16 protein-coding genes are annotated in these 16,243 nt (G+C 57.5%); 8 read left to right on the forward strand and 8 right to left on the reverse strand.

The genetic code is table 11. The features are described from left to right. Window positions 1-43 precede the first annotated feature (43 nt). The 4 genes from HBO41_RS18760 to HBO41_RS18775 all read left to right on the forward strand — a co-directional run bounded on the left by HBO41_RS18760 (window position 44) and on the right by HBO41_RS18775 (window position 3,682). Window positions 44-412, forward strand: a complete 369-nt coding sequence (locus tag HBO41_RS18760) for a PilZ domain-containing protein (protein ID WP_017139304.1) — start codon at window positions 44-46, stop codon at window positions 410-412. Between the two features lie 384 nt (window positions 413-796). Further along, a complete protein-coding gene (locus tag HBO41_RS18765; RefSeq protein WP_169987335.1) occupies window positions 797-1,942 on the forward strand; it encodes a mandelate racemase/muconate lactonizing enzyme family protein in 1,146 nt (381 codons plus the stop codon). A 25-nt stretch (window positions 1,943-1,967) separates the two neighbouring features. Next, on the forward strand, window positions 1,968-2,897 hold the full coding sequence (locus tag HBO41_RS18770) for a LeuA family protein (RefSeq protein ID WP_065911139.1): 930 nt from the start codon (window positions 1,968-1,970) through the stop codon (window positions 2,895-2,897). A gap of 38 nt (window positions 2,898-2,935) precedes the next feature. Continuing rightward, on the forward strand, window positions 2,936-3,682 hold the full coding sequence (locus HBO41_RS18775; protein ID WP_017139306.1) for a sulfite exporter TauE/SafE family protein: 747 nt from the start codon (window positions 2,936-2,938) through the stop codon (window positions 3,680-3,682). A gap of 25 nt (window positions 3,683-3,707) precedes the next feature. Here HBO41_RS18775 and HBO41_RS18780 read toward each other — a convergent pair whose 3' ends face one another. From HBO41_RS18780 to HBO41_RS18795, 4 genes are read right to left on the reverse strand one after another with little or no spacing between them, the layout of a single operon-like run. Beyond that, the gene (locus HBO41_RS18780; protein ID WP_169987338.1) at window positions 3,708-4,442 is read right to left on the reverse strand and encodes a hypothetical protein; all 735 of its coding nucleotides are present in this window, start codon (window positions 4,440-4,442) and stop codon (window positions 3,708-3,710) included. 26 nt (window positions 4,443-4,468) lie between these two features. Next, on the reverse strand, window positions 4,469-5,836 hold the full coding sequence (gene radA, locus HBO41_RS18785) for a DNA repair protein RadA (RefSeq protein ID WP_138451911.1): 1,368 nt from the start codon (window positions 5,834-5,836) through the stop codon (window positions 4,469-4,471). Window positions 5,837-5,871: 35 nt separating this feature from the next. Beyond that, the gene (locus HBO41_RS18790) at window positions 5,872-6,411 is read right to left on the reverse strand and encodes an ankyrin repeat domain-containing protein (RefSeq protein ID WP_017139309.1); all 540 of its coding nucleotides are present in this window, start codon (window positions 6,409-6,411) and stop codon (window positions 5,872-5,874) included. A gap of 56 nt (window positions 6,412-6,467) precedes the next feature. Continuing rightward, complete coding sequence (locus HBO41_RS18795) at window positions 6,468-8,009, reverse strand: catalase (protein WP_138451907.1); 1,542 nt, start codon at window positions 8,007-8,009, stop codon at window positions 6,468-6,470. Between the two features lie 287 nt (window positions 8,010-8,296). On the opposite strand from HBO41_RS18795, the gene mscL reads away from it, so the two are divergent. Next, entirely contained in the window at window positions 8,297-8,713 is a 417-nt protein-coding gene (gene mscL, locus HBO41_RS18800; protein ID WP_017139311.1) for a large-conductance mechanosensitive channel protein MscL, read from the forward strand. Between the two features lie 45 nt (window positions 8,714-8,758). On the opposite strand, the gene HBO41_RS18805 is transcribed toward mscL, so the two are convergent. Next, complete coding sequence (locus HBO41_RS18805; RefSeq protein WP_099547617.1) at window positions 8,759-9,535, reverse strand: ferredoxin--NADP reductase; 777 nt, start codon at window positions 9,533-9,535, stop codon at window positions 8,759-8,761. Between the two features lie 432 nt (window positions 9,536-9,967). On the opposite strand from HBO41_RS18805, the gene HBO41_RS18810 reads away from it, so the two are divergent. Continuing rightward, window positions 9,968-10,678 (forward strand): LuxR family transcriptional regulator, encoded by a 711-nt coding sequence (locus HBO41_RS18810; protein WP_017139313.1) that lies wholly within the window; start codon window positions 9,968-9,970, stop codon window positions 10,676-10,678. Window positions 10,679-10,844: 166 nt separating this feature from the next. Then, a complete protein-coding gene (locus HBO41_RS18815; protein WP_169987340.1) occupies window positions 10,845-11,969 on the forward strand; it encodes a methyltransferase in 1,125 nt (374 codons plus the stop codon). A 55-nt stretch (window positions 11,970-12,024) separates the two neighbouring features. Here the strand turns inward: HBO41_RS18815 and HBO41_RS18820 are convergent, their stop codons facing one another. The 3 genes from HBO41_RS18820 to HBO41_RS18830 are packed head-to-tail and all read right to left on the reverse strand — an operon-like array spanning window position 12,025 to window position 14,653. Beyond that, entirely contained in the window at window positions 12,025-12,192 is a 168-nt protein-coding gene (locus HBO41_RS18820) for a DUF2474 domain-containing protein (RefSeq protein ID WP_010206690.1), read from the reverse strand. Between the two features lie 12 nt (window positions 12,193-12,204). After that, on the reverse strand, window positions 12,205-13,212 hold the full coding sequence (gene cydB / locus HBO41_RS18825; protein ID WP_138453261.1) for a cytochrome d ubiquinol oxidase subunit II: 1,008 nt from the start codon (window positions 13,210-13,212) through the stop codon (window positions 12,205-12,207). A gap of 1 nt (window position 13,213) precedes the next feature. After that, the gene (locus HBO41_RS18830) at window positions 13,214-14,653 is read right to left on the reverse strand and encodes a cytochrome ubiquinol oxidase subunit I (RefSeq protein WP_017139317.1); all 1,440 of its coding nucleotides are present in this window, start codon (window positions 14,651-14,653) and stop codon (window positions 13,214-13,216) included. A 317-nt stretch (window positions 14,654-14,970) separates the two neighbouring features. Here HBO41_RS18830 and HBO41_RS18835 point away from each other — a divergent pair, with 317 nt between their 5' ends. After that, entirely contained in the window at window positions 14,971-16,209 is a 1,239-nt protein-coding gene (locus tag HBO41_RS18835) for an MFS transporter (protein ID WP_017139318.1), read from the forward strand. The last annotated feature ends 34 nt before the right edge of the window (window positions 16,210-16,243 follow it).

The raw sequence follows: 16,243 nt of genomic DNA on the forward strand, positions 1-16,243 counted from the left end.
ATGGCGCAGGGCTACAATCCCCTTATCTCCAGAGGGTTTGACCATGAGCGAGCAACCGTCAGATCGGCGCCGTTTTCGGCGTATTGCCTTTGATGCCCGAACGACCATTGCGCAAGACCGCTGGAATTGGCCGGTGCAATTGGTGGACCTGTCGCTCAAAGGTTTGTTGGTGCAGCGCCCTGATGACTGGCAGGGCAATCGCGCTCAGCCGTTTGATGTGGATATCCGTCTGGATCCGCAGGCGCATATAAAGATGCAGGTCAGACTGGCCCACGATGATCATGGGCAGTTGGGGTTTGTGTGTGAGCACATAGACCTGGAGTCGATCGGCCATTTGCGGCGGTTGATTGAGCTGAATGTGGGCGATCATGAAGAACTGGAGCGTGAGCTGGGCGCCTTGTTAGAGATTTGAAAACCCTCTAAACCGCAGAGGCTACGGGTGTCTGAATAGATCCACTCACCCGCCAGCCTCCGCTACATCCTCATCAATAAAAGTCATACTTTAGATCAAATCATCATAACAACCCCGCCTGCACGACCACCTGGAAACATATAAACCCTTCACAAAAACGACATACGTCATTTTAATTAAAACTGTAACAACTCAATCCACATTGAATTCGGTGGGAAAAATATGCAACGCCGCTCCTTTCAAAAAAAGCAACACTTCCAATAATGAAATTATTTTCATGATCGATCATTAAGACGATACGGTTCGCGCGCTTGATAAAAACACAGTTAATAAACTACATTTCACCTGCCCTTCCAGCCCGGCCCTCTAACAGGATGTTAAAGCATGCTTATTGCCAAAGCCGAAATCTTCTTGACCGAAATCCCCTATAAAAACCCCTACCAAACCGCTACCAACATAACCCCGAAGGGGCGGCATATAGTATTAAAGTTAACCACCGATACTGGCTTGGTAGGTTGGGGAGAGTCCGGAATTATCTCAAGACGCTATCCTGCTCAAGGTGATACTCCCGAAACCATGTTGGCCGCCCTTGAAAGTTATCTATGCCCGGCAATCATTGGAAAAGACCCTTGCGCATTCGAAGTTATCATGAGTCAACTCGACACGCTGATCAAAGGGCATCTATTTGCCAAGTGTGCGATTGATCATGCTCTGTTAGACCTCGCGGGCAAAGTGCTTAACATTCCAGTCTGCAACTTGTTAGGCGGTGCATACAACCTCAGCTATACCGTCAGTCGAAGTTTGCCATTTGCCTCCGCCAGAGAGGTGACTGAGCGGGCACTTGAACTACAGGCACAGGGCTATAACCGATTGACACTCAAAGGTTCCGGGGTACTGGCAGATGACTACGCGTGTTTCAAAGCGGTTAGACATGCGCTAGGCGATCACTTTGAGCTCGAAGTAGACCCCAACTGCGCCTACGACGTCCCCACCGCCATCCAATTTATAAAGCGAATTGAGCAGTATGGCGTTTTCGCTGTCGAGCAACCAACGCCAGGTCATGATATCGCTGGGTTAGCGGAAGTAAAGCGGAATGTAGCAACGACTATCATTGCCGATGAAAGCCTGTTTACCCCTAGGGATCTGAAGGACATCATTAGCCTCAATGCAGCACACGCTATATGTCTGAAACCCTTCAAATCCGGCGGAATATTAGCCTCACGTCGACTGTGTGCCGCTGCTGAAGTTGCAGACCTGCAAGTCAGCACGGGTAGCATGCACCCCTTCGGAATTGGCACTGCAGCTCTTCATCATTTTGTTGCCACGCTCAAAAATGTGGCAACCACCGGCTATGGCTGTCCTGCCGAGAGGTTCGCCGATGATATTGTTGATGAAAGCGGTTATTCATTTTGCGATGGCAGAGTAACACTCGCTATCGACAAACCCGGACTCGGCGTTGAAGTCAACGAAGATAAATTGTTGACGTATTCGTCACAATGCAAAGTCGTCGAACACTCAATGCACCGCTAACCCTCATGACAATGGATTGCTTGTGATGACATTTATTACGCTTGTCGACTCAACGCTGCGAGAAGGAAATCAAGCGCCAGGCGTCAAGCTGACAATCAAGTCGACGCTGGCCATTGGCCAAGCACTCGCGGATGCAGGCATCGACTTTATCGAAGCCGGTCACCCCTATGCATCAAAGCAGGAGTTTGACCGAGTCACCTCACTGGTAAAGTCGAGGCTGGCGAAAAACATACTGGCGCACTCGCGTGCGCATCGCGATGACATTGATGCCGTTTACGCAACGGGGGCTAATTGGATAGGGATATTTGCAGGCATTAATGAGGCCTCCCAAAAATACAGGCTCAGAAAAACAAAAGAAGAGATACAAGAACTTGTCAGGCGCAGCATCCTATATGCTAAATCGCTAGGGCTGAACGTGCGATACACCATTGAGGATGCCTCAAGAACTGATCTGGCAGCCTTGATTGAAACCTATAAAATCGCCGAAACCGCCGGCGCCGACCGCATATGTTATGCCGACTCACTGGGCATCTGTGAGCCTTTCAAGGTTCGATCCACCGTTCAGCTGATTAAACAGGCATTACCCAACGTTGACTTAGAAGTGCACTTCCATGATGACAGAGGTTTGGCAATGGCAAACACACTGGCCTCCATCGAAGCAGGCGCTACCTTTGTGTCGTGCACCGTGAATGGCATCGGCGAACGCTGCGGTATCACTGAGACATGTCTACTGATTACAAATCTTCATTTCAATTCAATATTGTGCAGCGGCAAAAGCCAAAAGGTATTAAAACTCAGTAGTCTTGTTTCAAAAGCGATAGGCGACACCTTTGATCGCCGTCGTCCGATCATTGGTGAATATAGCTTTGTGCACACCGCAAAATTGCATCTAACCGCCAATAGCAGGGACCGCAATTGCTACCATTGGGTAGACCCCCTCTACTTGAACGAATAACAATTAATGCACGTCATCAGGGATGCAGGTCTTTCAATATGATTGAGCATGAGTGGCTGATAGGCGCAGGGTTGGTCGTACTGGGTGTTATGACGGGTTTTATCGGCACCAATACCGGCGGCAGTGTATTTCTAACAGTGCCGGTGATGATCTGGCTCGGAATATCCCCACAGGCGTCGATAGCGACAGCCCGTCTGGCATCCGTAGGGACGATGTTTGCCGGATTAAGACACTTTCATAACAATGGAAAAGTGGATTACAGGTTAGCGGCCCCCGCCGCCGCACTTGGGTTGGCTGGCGCCTTGGTCGGTGCAAGTCTGCTCGTGCAAATAGATCCGGCGCTGCTGCATAAAATCATTGGCGGCCTGACACTGCTACTGGTGGGGCTTTCACTCATCAGGAAGCCCCACTCGCCGAAGACGGCCCCTTCTTCGCTCAGGCGCTTTTGCGGTTATATCCTGTTTATTCCCGTCGGCATGATCGGCGGCCTGTTCGGCGGGCAGGCCAAGCTATCAACTTATTTGTATATTATATTTTTTAAAAAAACGATCAGTGAGTCAATTGGCACACGTAAGGTGGGTGGCCTCATCCTCTCAGTCGGCTCGTTAATAATATTCGGTGTCAGCGGAATTATTAATTGGCAGTACGGGTGTTGCCTGATCATAGGCACGCTATTTGGCGCCAATGCGGGCGCCAAGTTTGCTCTTCAGAAAGGCGATAAGTGGATGGAAAGCGCTTTCAACGTAGTCGTGATTGCCTTGGCGTTGAAAATGATCTTCTGGTAGTGACGCTCTCACGGAAAAGCGACACTCAGGGAAACGCGGCACTCGGGGGGAATTCGCTTTCCGTGTCCCAATAACCCGCCTTCTGACGCGACACGGCCTGCCATTGCCCATCGATAAAACGATAGGTCGTGTAGCGGGTTGCGAAATCATCGTCGCCGTCACCGTCCATAAAGGACGAGACCTGCAGTAACTCATCCGTACCGCCGGCGGCTGACGTAGCGATCTGCCAGGCGGCTTTGCCGGTCTGGGCCAGGGTCAGCGGCTCGACCTTGCCGGCCGCGCCCTTATAGCGCATTGGTTTGAGTTGCTGTTTGGCCGGCATCAGCAACTGAGTCGCCGGGCCGCTGTAACTGCCCATCGGCGCCGTCTGGTCGACGCTCAAAAAGTACACCGTGTCCGGCAGGCCTTTAAGCGGGGCCTTCTTGACCTTGGCCAAGGGGTAGCCAAGATCGTCGTGCGCCAGTACAGCGCCGGACGCCGACAGCAAACGTACCTGGGCGTTGAGCAACGGGTTTTCCACCAGATCGCCGGGCTCGTCAAATGAGTCCTCATCCAGGCCATTGCCCCAGCTGTCTTTGTGCAACTGCGCGCTGATGCGCTGGTCTTCCAGCACCTGCAGCACGCTGCCGTCTGCTGTCGCCAGTTCCTGGGCCAGGCGGTAACCGGCCGGCAGTGGGGCCGACTCAGCCAAGGCAATGCCCGACAACCCGAGCAAGGCCACGAGCAGGGCACATACCCCCCAACGATTGGTCTGTTGCATTGCGTTCATCCCTGATTGCTTCACGGTTATTCGAACAGTGCATCCAGCGCCTGTTCAAGGCGCGTGACGCCAATGACCTTCAACCCTGCCGGCATTTCCTTCGGCGCATTGCCCTTGGGCACGATCGCGCGCTTGAAGCCGTGCTTGGCCGCTTCTTTCAGGCGCTCCTGGCCACTCGGCACCGGGCGTACCTCGCCCGACAGGCCGACTTCGCCGAATACCAGCAAGTCATGGGGCAGCGGGCGATTGCGCAGGCTCGACATCACCGCCGCCATCAACGCCAGGTCGGAGGCGGTTTCCAGCACCTTGACCCCGCCGACCACGTTGAGGAATACGTCCTGGTCATGGGTGGGAATACCGCCGTGACGGTGCAGCACAGCGAGCAACATCGCCAGGCGGTTCTGATCCAGGCCGAGGGTGACCCGGCGCGGGTTGGCCAAGTGGCTGTCATCCACCAGCGCCTGCACTTCCACCAACATTGGCCGGGTACCTTCCCACGTCGCCATCACCACACTGCCAGGCACTTCTTCCTGGGCGCGGGTGAGAAAAATCGCCGAGGGGTTGGAGACTTCTTTCAACCCCCGGTCGGTCATGGCGAACACGCCCAATTCGTTGACCGCGCCGAAACGGTTCTTCACCGCCCGCAGCAAACGCAAACGGCCATCGGATTCGCCTTCGAAATACAGCACGGTGTCGACCATATGCTCAAGCACTCGCGGCCCGGCCAAGGCGCCCTCTTTGGTCACGTGGCCCACCAGAAAAATCGCCGTACCGCTCTGCTTGGCATACCGCACCAGCAGCGCCGCACTTTCGCGCACCTGGGACACGCCGCCGGGTGCCGATTGCAGCTGCTCGGTGAAAATCGTCTGGATCGAGTCGATCACCATGACCTTGGGTTTTTCGATACGGGCCGTGGCGATGATGCTTTCGATGCAGGTTTCGGTCATGACCCGCAGTTGATCCTGGGGCAAGCCCAGGCGACGGGCGCGCATGGCCACTTGCTGCTGGGACTCCTCACCCGTGACGTACAGCGCCGGCATGCGGCTGGCAATGCTGCACAGGGTTTGCAGCAGGATGGTCGATTTGCCGATGCCGGGGTCGCCGCCGATCAGCACCACCGAACCGTCCACCAGCCCGCCGCCGAGCACGCGGTCCAGCTCGCCGGACGCCGTGGAGAAACGTGGGATTTCCTCGACGCTGACTTCAGCCAACGTCTTGATCTGCGCCTGTTGCCCGGTCCAGCCGGCGCGGCCGGTGGGGGCTGCGGCGCCGCCGCTTTCGATCATGGTTTCCGTCAGGGTGTTCCACGCGCCGCACTCGGTGCACTGGCCGGCCCACTTGGGAAAGGTCGCGCCGCACTCGGTGCAGCCGTACATGCGCTTGGCCTTTGCCATTTGAGAACCTCCAACCGAAAAACCGCGATGATAGCTCAGCGCGGCGCCGGGGTCCGGATTTCACCACTGGCCAAACGTGAAGCGCTGTTGCCGATCGGGTCTTCGGCGTTTAGGTCGGCGCCTTTGGCCTTTAACTCATCCAGTAACTCAACACGCTTGAACAGCCCGGCGTACATGGCGGCGGTCTGCCCGGCGCCGTTGCGCTGGTCGGGGTTGCAGTCGGTGGCGAGCAGTCGCTGGGCGATTTTCAGCTCGCCTTTGAAGATCGCGCCCATTAATGCGGTGTTACCGCGCTTGTCCTGCACACAGGCGTCGGCGCCGGCGTTGAGCAGGCGTTCCACGAATGGAGCTTGGCCGTGGTAGGCGGCAAGGATCAGCGCGGTGTAACCCTTGTCGTCCTGGGTGTTGAGGCTGTAGCCAGATTCTATGAAGGTGTTGAGCATCTCGATATCGCCACGACGGGCAGCATCGAAATAGTAGTCCTGCAACTGAGCCTTGAGCGCGACCGGGTCGGGTGACTCGGCATGGGCGACAAAGGCCAGCATGGCCATCAGTAAACCGATAGAAATTCGCATGGGTTTTCTCCAGCTCGGGGTCGACGCCTATCAGCGGGCGCCGACCGTAACCAACGTCAGTCAGTCAGTTTTTCTGCCAGCGCCTTGACGCGCGCCAGGTCGCCTTTGGCAACCTTGGTCACGCCAGTGCCGTACTCAGGGTCAGCCTTATAGAGGAACGACAGGATGATGTGCTTGCTCTCGTCATCGGTGGTGGCCAGGGAGCCGCCGAAGTTTTCGATCAAGTCCTGACGCTCTTTCTGGCTATAGGAGCGGTACAAGTCACCGGCCTGCTTGAAGTTCTGCTCGCGCTGGATCTTCGCCTGCTGGGTGCTGCCCGACAGCGCCGACTGGCTGTAACGCGCGGCTTGCGGTTCTTCACGTGGCAGCAGGCGGCTTGGCTGGTAGTTCACGCCTGTGGTGGTCTTGCCGGCGTTCATTGCGCCATCCTGGTTACCGTTGTTGACGGTGACACGCGGTGCGTTGATCGGCAGTTGCAGGGCGTTCGGCCCCAGGCGGTACATCTGCGTGTCGGCGTAGGAGAACACTCGACCTTGCAGCAGGCGGTCTTCCGACGGCTCGATGCCTGGCACCAGGTTGGCCGGGGCCATGGCCACTTGCTCGGTTTCCTGGAAGACGTTGGCTGGGTTGCGGTTCAGCACCATTTGCCCGACTTTGCGTTCCGGTACATTCGGCCAGATCTTGGTGGCGTCCAGCGGGTCGAAATCAAACTTGGCCAAATCCTCAGGTTTCAGCACTTGCACGTAAAGGTCCCACTTGGGGAAATCGCCCTTGTTGATGTGAGTGACCAAGTCGTTAGTCATATGACTGTAGTCACGCCCCTGCACGTCGGTAACTTGCTTGGGGTCAAGGTTCTTGATGCCCTGCAGGCTCTTCCAGTGGAACTTGACGTAATGCACTTCGCCCTTGGCGTTGATCAACTTGTAGGCATGTACGCCGTTACCGTCCATTTCGCGATAACTGGCTGGCGTGCCGGAGTCGGAATACAACTCGGTGAGCGTGCGGGTGGACTCTGGAACATGGGAGAAGAAGTCAAAACGACGCGAGTCGTCGTCAAGGTTAGTACGCGGGTCCGGTTTGAACGCATGGACCATGTCCGGAAACTTGATGGCGTCGCGGATAAAGAACGTCGGGAAGTTATTGCCCACCAGGTCCCAGTTACCTTCGCTGGTGTAGAACTTGGTGGCGAAACCGCGTGGGTCACGCAGGGTTTCCGGGGAATGGTTGCCGTGCACTACCGCCGAGAAACGCACGAACACAGGGGTGGCTTCACCGGCTGCGAAGACTTTGGCTTTGGTCAGGTCGCTGAGGTTATCGGTGACGGTAAAGGTGCCATGAGCGCCGGTGCCACGGGCGTGAACCACGCGCTCCGGGATGCGTTCACGGTCAAAGCGCTGCAGTTTTTGAATGAGCTGCACGTCTTGCAGCAGCACCGGGCCATTGGCCCCGGCGGTTTGTGAATTCTGATTGTCCCCCACGGCGGCGCCGTTATCGCGGGTCAGGTTGGCGGCTTGTACGGAAAGGGACAGCAGACTGGCAGTGACCAATCCCAGCGCATATCGCGCGGAAACAGGCCTGCGGCTCATTGACGTGTTCATCGGGGTTTCCTCTGGCTTTTTTAGTGCACATTCAGTTGTGCTTGCCAGAGGCTAGTGACCTGCGAGTCAGAAGATAAATAGAAAAACACCACCGGGCTGATTAAGAAAAAAGTGTGGCAAGCCCCTGAAGTAGCGCGTATTTCGCGCGCGATTGGTGGCACTTTGCAAACTATTTGCGATTTAATGGGTCGATAAAAATTGACAGTGTTAACGGTTGTGTCGAGCAAGCGGGCTACGACTGACTTACACTGACCTCCACCCTCCTCAACTGTAACAAGGAATAACCTATGGGCGTGATCAGTGAGTTCAAGGCCTTCGCGGTCAAAGGTAATGTGGTCGATATGGCCGTCGGTATCATCATCGGCGCCGCCTTCGGTAAAATCGTTTCCTCGTTTGTAGGCGACGTGGTGATGCCACCTATTGGTCTGTTGATCGGTGGTGTGGACTTCGCTGACCTGGCGATAACCCTCAAGGCCGCGCAGGGTGATGTGCCCGCTGTGGTCCTGGCCTATGGCAAGTTCATCCAGAGCATCATCGACTTCGTGATCGTCGCCTTCGCCATCTTTATGGGCGTGAAAGCCATCAACCGCCTGAAGCGCGAAGAAGCTGTGGCCCCAAGCCTGCCGCCGACGCCGACCAAGGAAGAGCTGCTGCTGGGTGAGATTCGTGATCTGCTCAAAGCACAAAACGACAAACCGCTTTAACCCGCGTTTGCCTGGAAGAGGCGCCTGTTTCAGGCGCCTTTTTTATTACCAGTAATTTTCCACCGCCACTTGCCCTGGGCGCCGGCTCAGGCTCAGTTGCAGGTCGCGCTGCTTGAGCAATTGGCGCGTGTCATCGACCATCTGCGGGTTGCCGCAAATCAGCACGCGGGAGTGCTCCGGGGTCAGTTCTACACCAGCAGCGCGCTCCAACTCGCCATTCTCGATCAGCGTGGTGATGCGCCCGTTCAGTGCCCCAGGGTGCTGCTCACGGGTGACGATGGGAATGTAGGTGAGTTTATGCGCGTACTCGGCCAGGTACTCACGCTCGCCGAGCGTGTTAATCAGCGACTGATACGCCAGCTCCTTGGCCTCTCGGGCGCTGTACACCAGTACGATGCGCTCGAATTTTTCCCAGACCTCGAAGTCCTGCAGGATCGACAGAAACGGTGCCACCCCCGTGCCGGTGCCCAGCAGCCACAGATCACGCCCGTCCACAAAACGATTCAAGGTCAGATAGCCTGTGGCCTGACGCTCAACCATCAAGGTATCGCCCACCTGCAGACGGCTTAATTCACTGGTGAACTCGCCCCCCGGAACGACGATAGAGAAGAAGTCCAAGTGTTCATCAAATGGCGAGGACACAATGGAATAGGCGCGCCACACCGTGCTGCCGTCCGCCTTGGTCACGCCCAAGCGCACAAACTGGCCGGCGGTAAACCGAAAGCCCGGGTCACGGCTGGTGCGCAGGGTAAACAGGCTGGGCGTCAGCGATTGCACTTCGAGCAGGGTCTGGCGGGTAAATTTCTCAGCGCTGGCCGTCATGGGGGGCTCCGTTGAACAGGTGCCCTAGTGTCTCTCAAAGTCGCGCAGGGAAACACCAGTGGTTTGTACTGGCATTGCCAGTGCGAGCAACAGCTATGCTGTTACAGCGCAAGCGCTCGGATCGGAGCTATCCAGTCCCAACTAATTATTTAGCTATTTCTCCCCTTCTAACAGGCCATTAGATGTCGCAGTGCAACTAAACAAATGCCAATTTAATATCACCACCAACCCATTGAACTTATAGGAATAACCCGAACATAAAGCACTATATGTACAAACGATCACTCATTGTATAAGTAATAAACAAACAAAATACGGGCATTCAGTAAAATTTTTTCACATTACGATGTGTAGGCTTTGTCCTACACTGATTTCCGTACCTCGCTGGGATCCGGGACGTGCCCAGGCAACAACACCCATGGAGAGTTACAAATGGTCAACTGGCGCAATACACGACTCCCCAAACTGGAAGGTGAGAACAAGATCACCACTATTTATGAGATGGTCGTCAATCACACCTATGAGCTAGGATTCGAATACTGCTCATTTACGATGAGTTCGCAACAACAAGCTACCCAAACTAAACCGATTCACTTTAATAACTACCCCAATGAATGGAATGCCGTTTACAAACAAGCGCATTTTTTTGACATCGATCCGGTAGTCGCCCACTGCAAACGTAGCGTGCTGCCTATCGTGTGGGATGAAAAAACCTTCAGCGCCGCACCCCACCTCTGGTCGTTGGCCCAGTCGTTTGGTGTGCATTTTGGATGGACCCAAGCCGTGCACGATTTCCAGGGTGTGTTCAGCATGCTGACCCTGGGCAGAAGCAACGGCGAAGTCAGCCCACAGGAGCTTTACGAGAAAGCCGGCCAGGTGCTCTGGCTTTGTCATGTGATGCATGCTGCGGTGGCACAAAATTATGCCGAAAAGCCGAGCGTCACAGCGCCTTGCAAATTGACCCCACGAGAAACGGAAATCCTCAGGTGGTCGGCCCTGGGCAAGACGGCTTCGGACATTGCCACGATCCTGTGCCTGTCGGAGCGCACCGTGGGCTTTCATATCAGCAGTTGCTTGAGAAAACTGGGGGTCAATAACAAGATTGCCGCCGTACTGTGTGCTTCCAAAGCAGGGTTGTTTTAACCGCTGAAGAAACACCGCATGTAATCCCATCGAAAAAAAAGTAACATTTACGGCCAATTCTGAGTGTTGATACGGCGCATTGATGCCGCTTCGTTGTTCACTCAGATGGTTGCGCCGGTTGCCCATGCCCGCTGCCGCCCCATCGATGACCCAGAGCTTCCCCGCCATGCCCCTGCTTGACAGCCCCTTCGCCCAGCTCGACCTGATTCGCCAGCCTGAGCAACACAATGACCCGTTGCAGGCCTTTGATGCTGCCGATGAGTACCTGCTCAGCTACCTGGCCGAGCAGCAGCCCGGCGCTGCTACCCGCGTGCTGGTGCTCAACGACAGCTTCGGCGCCTTGGCGGCCAGCCTCGAAGGCCGGGTGCACGTGACGTCCAGCGGTGACTCGTTTCTGGCAGCCCAGGGTCTGGAGAAAAACCTGGTGCGCAATGGCAAAGCTTTTGATGCCGTAGCATTCGTCCCCGCCAGCCAGGTCCCGACCGGGCCGTTCGACCGCGTGCTGATCCGCGTGCCAAAGACCCTGGCCCTTTTGGAGGAGCAGTTGATCCGCCTGCAAGGGCAACTGGCGCCAGGCGCCCAGGTGATTGCCGGCGCGATGGTCAAGCACCTGCCACGGGCGGCGGGCGAGTTGCTGGAGCGCTATATCGGCCCGATGCACGCGTCCCTTGCCCTGAAAAAAGCCCGTTTGCTGATCGCCACGGTGGACGCCCGCCCGGCCGCCGTCTCGCCCTACCCTACCCGCTACACCCTGGACGCACCGGCCATCGAGCTGTTGAACCACGCCAACGTGTTCTGCCGCGAAGGCCTGGACATCGGCACCCGTGCCTTCCTCCCGCACCTGCCAAACAATCTCGGCAGCGCCCGCGTGGCGGACCTGGGCTGCGGAAACGGCGTGTTGGCGATCGCCAGTGCCCTGCAAAACCCCGACGCGCAGTACACCCTGGTGGATGAGTCCTACATGGCCGTGCAGTCGGCGGTCGAAAACTGGCAGGCTGCCTTCGGTACGCGCGATGTAAGCGTACGCGCCGCCGATGGCCTCGCCGGCCAGGAAGCCCAGTCACTGGACGTGGTGCTGTGCAACCCGCCGTTCCACCAGCAGCAGGTGGTCGGCGACTTCCTGGCCTGGCGCATGTTCCAGCAGGCGCGCGAAGCCCTGGTAGTGGGCGGTGCCCTTTATATCGTCGGCAACCGCCACCTGGGTTATCACAGCAAATTGGCGCGTTTGTTCCGTGGCGTTGAACAAGTAGCCGCCACGCCGAAGTTCGTCATTCTCAAAGCCCGCAAATAAAAAAGCCCTCGTAGCGAGGGCTGGAAAACCGGGCCGCAAAGCCCGGATCGGGATATCAGTGAGTGGTCAGGCCGGCGGCATTCATGAACATGCGCATCAGGCTGGCCACGACGAACAGGGCCAGCACGCTGCCGGTCCAGATCATCGCCAGCCACCCCAGGCGCCGCCATAACGGCTGTTTCTCGGCCTGTTCAATCTCGTGTAACGAAGGTTTGCCGGACATACAACGACCCTCCTAGTGGTAGCCGTCTTCGTGGGTGACCTTGCCGCGGAACACGTAGTAGCTCCAGAAGGTGTAGCCCAGGATAAACGGGATGATGAACAACGTGCCCACCAGCATGAAGCCCTGGCTCTGCGGTGGAGCAGCGGCGTCCCAGATCGACACGGAAGGCGGAATGATGTTCGGCCACAGGCTGATGCCCAAGCCGCTGTAGCCGAGGAAGATCAGCACCAGCGTCAGCAGGAACGGCGTGTAGTGGGCATTACGCGCCACGGCGCGGATCAACCCGTACATGGTCACCAGCACCAGAATCGGCACCGGCAGGAACCAGAACAGGTTCGGCAGGGTGAACCAGCGTGAAGCGATTTCCGGATGCGCCAGCGGCGTCCACACACTGACGATACCGATCACTGCCAGCACCACAAACGCCAATGGCCGCGCCAGGTTGTGCATCTGCTCCTGCAACTTGCCTTCGGTTTTCATGATCAGCCAGGTGCAGCCGAGCAAGGCATAGGCGACCACCAATGCAACGCCACAGAACAGGGTGAATGGCGTAAGCCAATCCAGCGAGCCGCCGGCAAACTGGCGATTCACCACCGGAATGCCATCGATAAACGCCCCCAGTGCCACCCCCTGGAAGAACGTCGCGGCGATGGAGCCACCGATAAACGCCTTGTCCCAGAGGTGACGCTTGTCGTCCTTGGCCTTGAAGCGGAACTCGAAGGCCACGCCCCGGAAGATCAGCCCGATCAGCATCAGGATCAGTGGCAGGTACAACGCCGACAACACCACCGAATAGGCCAGCGGGAACGCGCCGAACAGCGCCGCGCCGCCGAGTACCAGCCAGGTTTCGTTGCCGTCCCATACCGGCGCGACGGTGTTCATCATCACATCGCGGTCGACTTTGCCGGGGATAAACGGAAAGAGGATGCCGATGCCCAGGTCGAAACCGTCCATCACCACGTACATCATGATGCCGAAGATGATGATCACGGCCCAGATCAGCGGAAGATCAATACCCATCTCAATTCCCCTTGTGCTGGATGTGGGTGTGGTCGTCGTCGCTGCCATCATCGGCGGCGGACAACGGACGGGCCGGTGTACGTTTCTGGCCAGGGCCACCATGGGTTGGCTCGCTGCCCTCGTGGGTCTGCGGGCCTTTGCGCACCAGGCGCATCATGTAGCCCAACCCGGCGCCGAACAGCGCGAAGTACACCACCACAAACAGCACCAGCGTAATGGTCATCTGCGCCAGGCTATGCCCGGAGGAAGCATCCGCCGTGCGCATCAACCCGTAGACCACCCACGGCTGGCGGCCGATTTCGGTGGTGAACCAACCGGCAAGAATCGCGATCAGGCCGGACGGGCCCATCCACAACGCCAGGTACAGGAACGGCTTGGACGTGTACATCTTGTCCCCCCGGCGCAGCCACAGGCTGAACAGACCGGTGAAGATCATCAGGAAGCCCAGGCCGACCATGACCCGGAACGACCAGAACACAATGGTCGAATTGGGGCGATCCTCAGGCGGGAACTCCTTGAGCGCCGGCACCTGCTTGTCCAGGGAGTGGGTCAGGATCAGGCTGCCGAGGTACGGAATTTCGACCGCGTATTTGGTTTTCTCGGCCTTCATGTCGGGCCAGCCGAACAGGATCAGCGGCGTCGGCTCATTGCCGATATTTTCCCAGTGGCCTTCAATCGCGGCAATTTTCGCCGGTTGGTGCTTCAAGGTGTTGAGGCCATGGAAGTCACCGATCACCGCCTGGATAGGCGCCACGATCAGGGCCATCCACATCGCCATCGACAGCATGGTGCGGATCGCCGGGTTGTCCTTGCCGCGCAACAAGTGCCAGGCCGCCGAAGAGCCGACGAAGAACGCCGTGGCCACAAAGGCTGCCGTGGCCATGTGCATCAGGCGATAGGGGAACGACGGGTTGAAGATCACCGCCAGCCAGTCGGTAGGAATCACCCGGCCATCGATAATTTCAAAGCCTTGCGGCGTCTGCATCCAGCTGTTGGAAGCCAGAATCCAGAAGGTCGAAATCAGCGTACCGACGGCCACCATCACCGTGGCAAAGAAGTGCAGCTTGCGCCCCACCTTGTTCCAGCCGAACAGCATCACCCCGAGGAAACCCGCCTCCAGGAAGAAGGCCGTGAGCACTTCGTAGGTAAGTAGCGGTCCGGTAACGGCGCCGGCAAAGTCCGAGAAACGGCTCCAGTTGGTACCGAACTGGTAAGCCATGACCAAGCCCGAAACCACCCCCATGCCGAAGTTGACGGCAAAGATCTTCGACCAGAAATGGTAGAGGTCACGGTAGGTGTCGTTGTGAGTCTTGAGCCACAAGCCTTCCAGCACCGCAAGATAACTGGCCAGGCCGATGGTGATCGCCGGGAACAGGATGTGAAACGAGATGGTGAACGCGAATTGAATTCGGGCGAGATCTAGCGCCTCCAAACCGAACATAAGTCTTCCTCTGTCAGGTAATACCGGCTGCTGGCGGGAGCCTGCACCCACTGCCCCCACGGATATGGAGTGTGGCGAATTTCAATTCGTTTCTTTTTTTACCCATCACGTAGGGATCCTGGCCTTGCGGCCGCCAGATCAATCCCGGGGCCGGTTTTGATCTGGATCAAGCATTGCTCAAAGAGTAGTCCCATTTTCGGACGAAAGCCGTGTGGTTCATTGACGCGTGACAGGTTGTCTCAGCTCAGTTCTTGCAACTATTTGTTACAGCTTGATGCTAATCTGCCTGCACCCTCTGCTCCAGACCTGACTTCCCGATGCCCAGTGAACCCGCATTGCTGTTGCGCCACCACCGCCCTTTCATCGCGTTCTGGCTGGCCCGGATCTTTACCGCCAGCGGTTTCCAGATGCTTACCGTGGCCATCGGCTGGAACCTCTATCAACTGACTGGCAATGTGCTGGACCTGGGCCTGGTAGGCCTGGTGGAGTTCATTCCGCGCGTTCTGTTCATGTTGCACACAGGCCACGTGGCCGATCGCTATGAGCGGCGCAAAGTCGCCGCCATCTGCCAGACCGTGCAGGCATTGATTGCCTTGTCCCTGGCCATCGGCGGCCTGACCGGCAACGTGACCCGCGAGATGATCTTTATCCTCGCGTTCCTGCTCGGCGCCGCACGCTCGTTTGAGATGCCCACCACCCAGGCGCTGCTGCCGAGCATCGTGCCGAGCGCGCTGTTCCCGCGTGCCGTGGCCTCGTCGCAATCGGCGCAGCAACTGGCCACCATCGTCGCGCCAGCGTTGGGCGGCTTGCTCTATGCGTTTGGCAGCGTGTGGGTGTATGGCCCAACCGTGGTGCTGTACCTGATCGCCTGCGGGCTGACCCTCAACCTGCCCGCGCGCCAGACACCGCTCAATAAAGCCAAGGCCACGATGGATTCGCTGCTCGCCGGGATCCGCTTTATTCGCAGCCGCCCGGACATTCTCGGCGCCATTTCGCTGGACCTGTTTGCCGTACTGCTGGGCGGCGCCACAGCGTTGCTGCCGGTGTTCGCCAAGGACATCCTGCTGACCGGCGCCTGGGGCCTGGGTCTGTTGCGTTCGGCGCCAGCGGTGGGCGCGTTGTTGATGTCGCTGTGGCTGGCGAGGTTCTCGGTAGACCGGCATGTCGGGCGCGTGATGTTTACCGCCGTCGGTGTGTTTGGCGTGGCAACCATTGCGTTCGGCCTGTCGACGTCGTTCTGGTTCTCCTTGGCGGTGCTGGTGGTGCTGGGCGCGGCGGACATGATCAGCATGGTGATCCGCGCTTCGTTCGTGCAGTTGGAGACCCCGGATGAAATGCGCGGGCGGGTCAGTGCGGTCAACGGTCTGTTTATTGGCGCATCCAATCAACTGGGCGAATTTGAATCGGGGATTACCGCCCATTGGTTCGGCACCGTGCCCGCCGTGGTCATGGGCGGGATTGGTACGCTGTTGGTGACGGGGGTGTGGATAAAGCTGTTTCCGACCCTGGCCAACCGCGATCGGATGCATGTGCCGGTGGAGGAAGCCAAGCTATAAGCCGGTTGAAAAACAGGCAATGTGGGAGCTGGCT

This window comes from Pseudomonas sp. WS 5146, assembly GCF_012985495.1.
Lineage (GTDB): Bacteria > Pseudomonadota > Gammaproteobacteria > Pseudomonadales > Pseudomonadaceae > Aquipseudomonas > Aquipseudomonas edaphica.

Bases quoted from the DNA above. Each gene is read 5' to 3' on its own strand.
- HBO41_RS18815 (WP_169987340.1), top strand. From the start codon at position 10,845: ATGCCCCTGCTTGACAGCCCCTTCGCCCAGCTCGACCTGATTCGCCAG.
- HBO41_RS18795 (WP_138451907.1), bottom strand. From the start codon at position 8,009: ATGAACACGTCAATGAGCCGCAGGCCTGTTTCCGCGCGATATGCGCTG.
- HBO41_RS18760 (WP_017139304.1), top strand. From the start codon at position 44: ATGAGCGAGCAACCGTCAGATCGGCGCCGTTTTCGGCGTATTGCCTTT.
- HBO41_RS18780 (WP_169987338.1), bottom strand. From the start codon at position 4,442: ATGCAACAGACCAATCGTTGGGGGGTATGTGCCCTGCTCGTGGCCTTG.
- HBO41_RS18790 (WP_017139309.1), bottom strand. From the start codon at position 6,411: ATGCGAATTTCTATCGGTTTACTGATGGCCATGCTGGCCTTTGTCGCC.
- HBO41_RS18765 (WP_169987335.1), top strand. From the start codon at position 797: ATGCTTATTGCCAAAGCCGAAATCTTCTTGACCGAAATCCCCTATAAA.
- cydB (WP_138453261.1), bottom strand. From the start codon at position 13,212: ATGGGTATTGATCTTCCGCTGATCTGGGCCGTGATCATCATCTTCGGC.
- HBO41_RS18835 (WP_017139318.1), top strand. From the start codon at position 14,971: ATGCCCAGTGAACCCGCATTGCTGTTGCGCCACCACCGCCCTTTCATC.
- HBO41_RS18805 (WP_099547617.1), bottom strand. From the start codon at position 9,535: ATGACGGCCAGCGCTGAGAAATTTACCCGCCAGACCCTGCTCGAAGTG.
- mscL (WP_017139311.1), top strand. From the start codon at position 8,297: ATGGGCGTGATCAGTGAGTTCAAGGCCTTCGCGGTCAAAGGTAATGTG.
- radA (WP_138451911.1), bottom strand. From the start codon at position 5,836: ATGGCAAAGGCCAAGCGCATGTACGGCTGCACCGAGTGCGGCGCGACC.
- HBO41_RS18820 (WP_010206690.1), bottom strand. From the start codon at position 12,192: ATGTCCGGCAAACCTTCGTTACACGAGATTGAACAGGCCGAGAAACAG.
- HBO41_RS18810 (WP_017139313.1), top strand. From the start codon at position 9,968: ATGGTCAACTGGCGCAATACACGACTCCCCAAACTGGAAGGTGAGAAC.
- HBO41_RS18775 (WP_017139306.1), top strand. From the start codon at position 2,936: ATGATTGAGCATGAGTGGCTGATAGGCGCAGGGTTGGTCGTACTGGGT.
- HBO41_RS18830 (WP_017139317.1), bottom strand. From the start codon at position 14,653: ATGTTCGGTTTGGAGGCGCTAGATCTCGCCCGAATTCAATTCGCGTTC.
- HBO41_RS18770 (WP_065911139.1), top strand. From the start codon at position 1,968: ATGACATTTATTACGCTTGTCGACTCAACGCTGCGAGAAGGAAATCAA.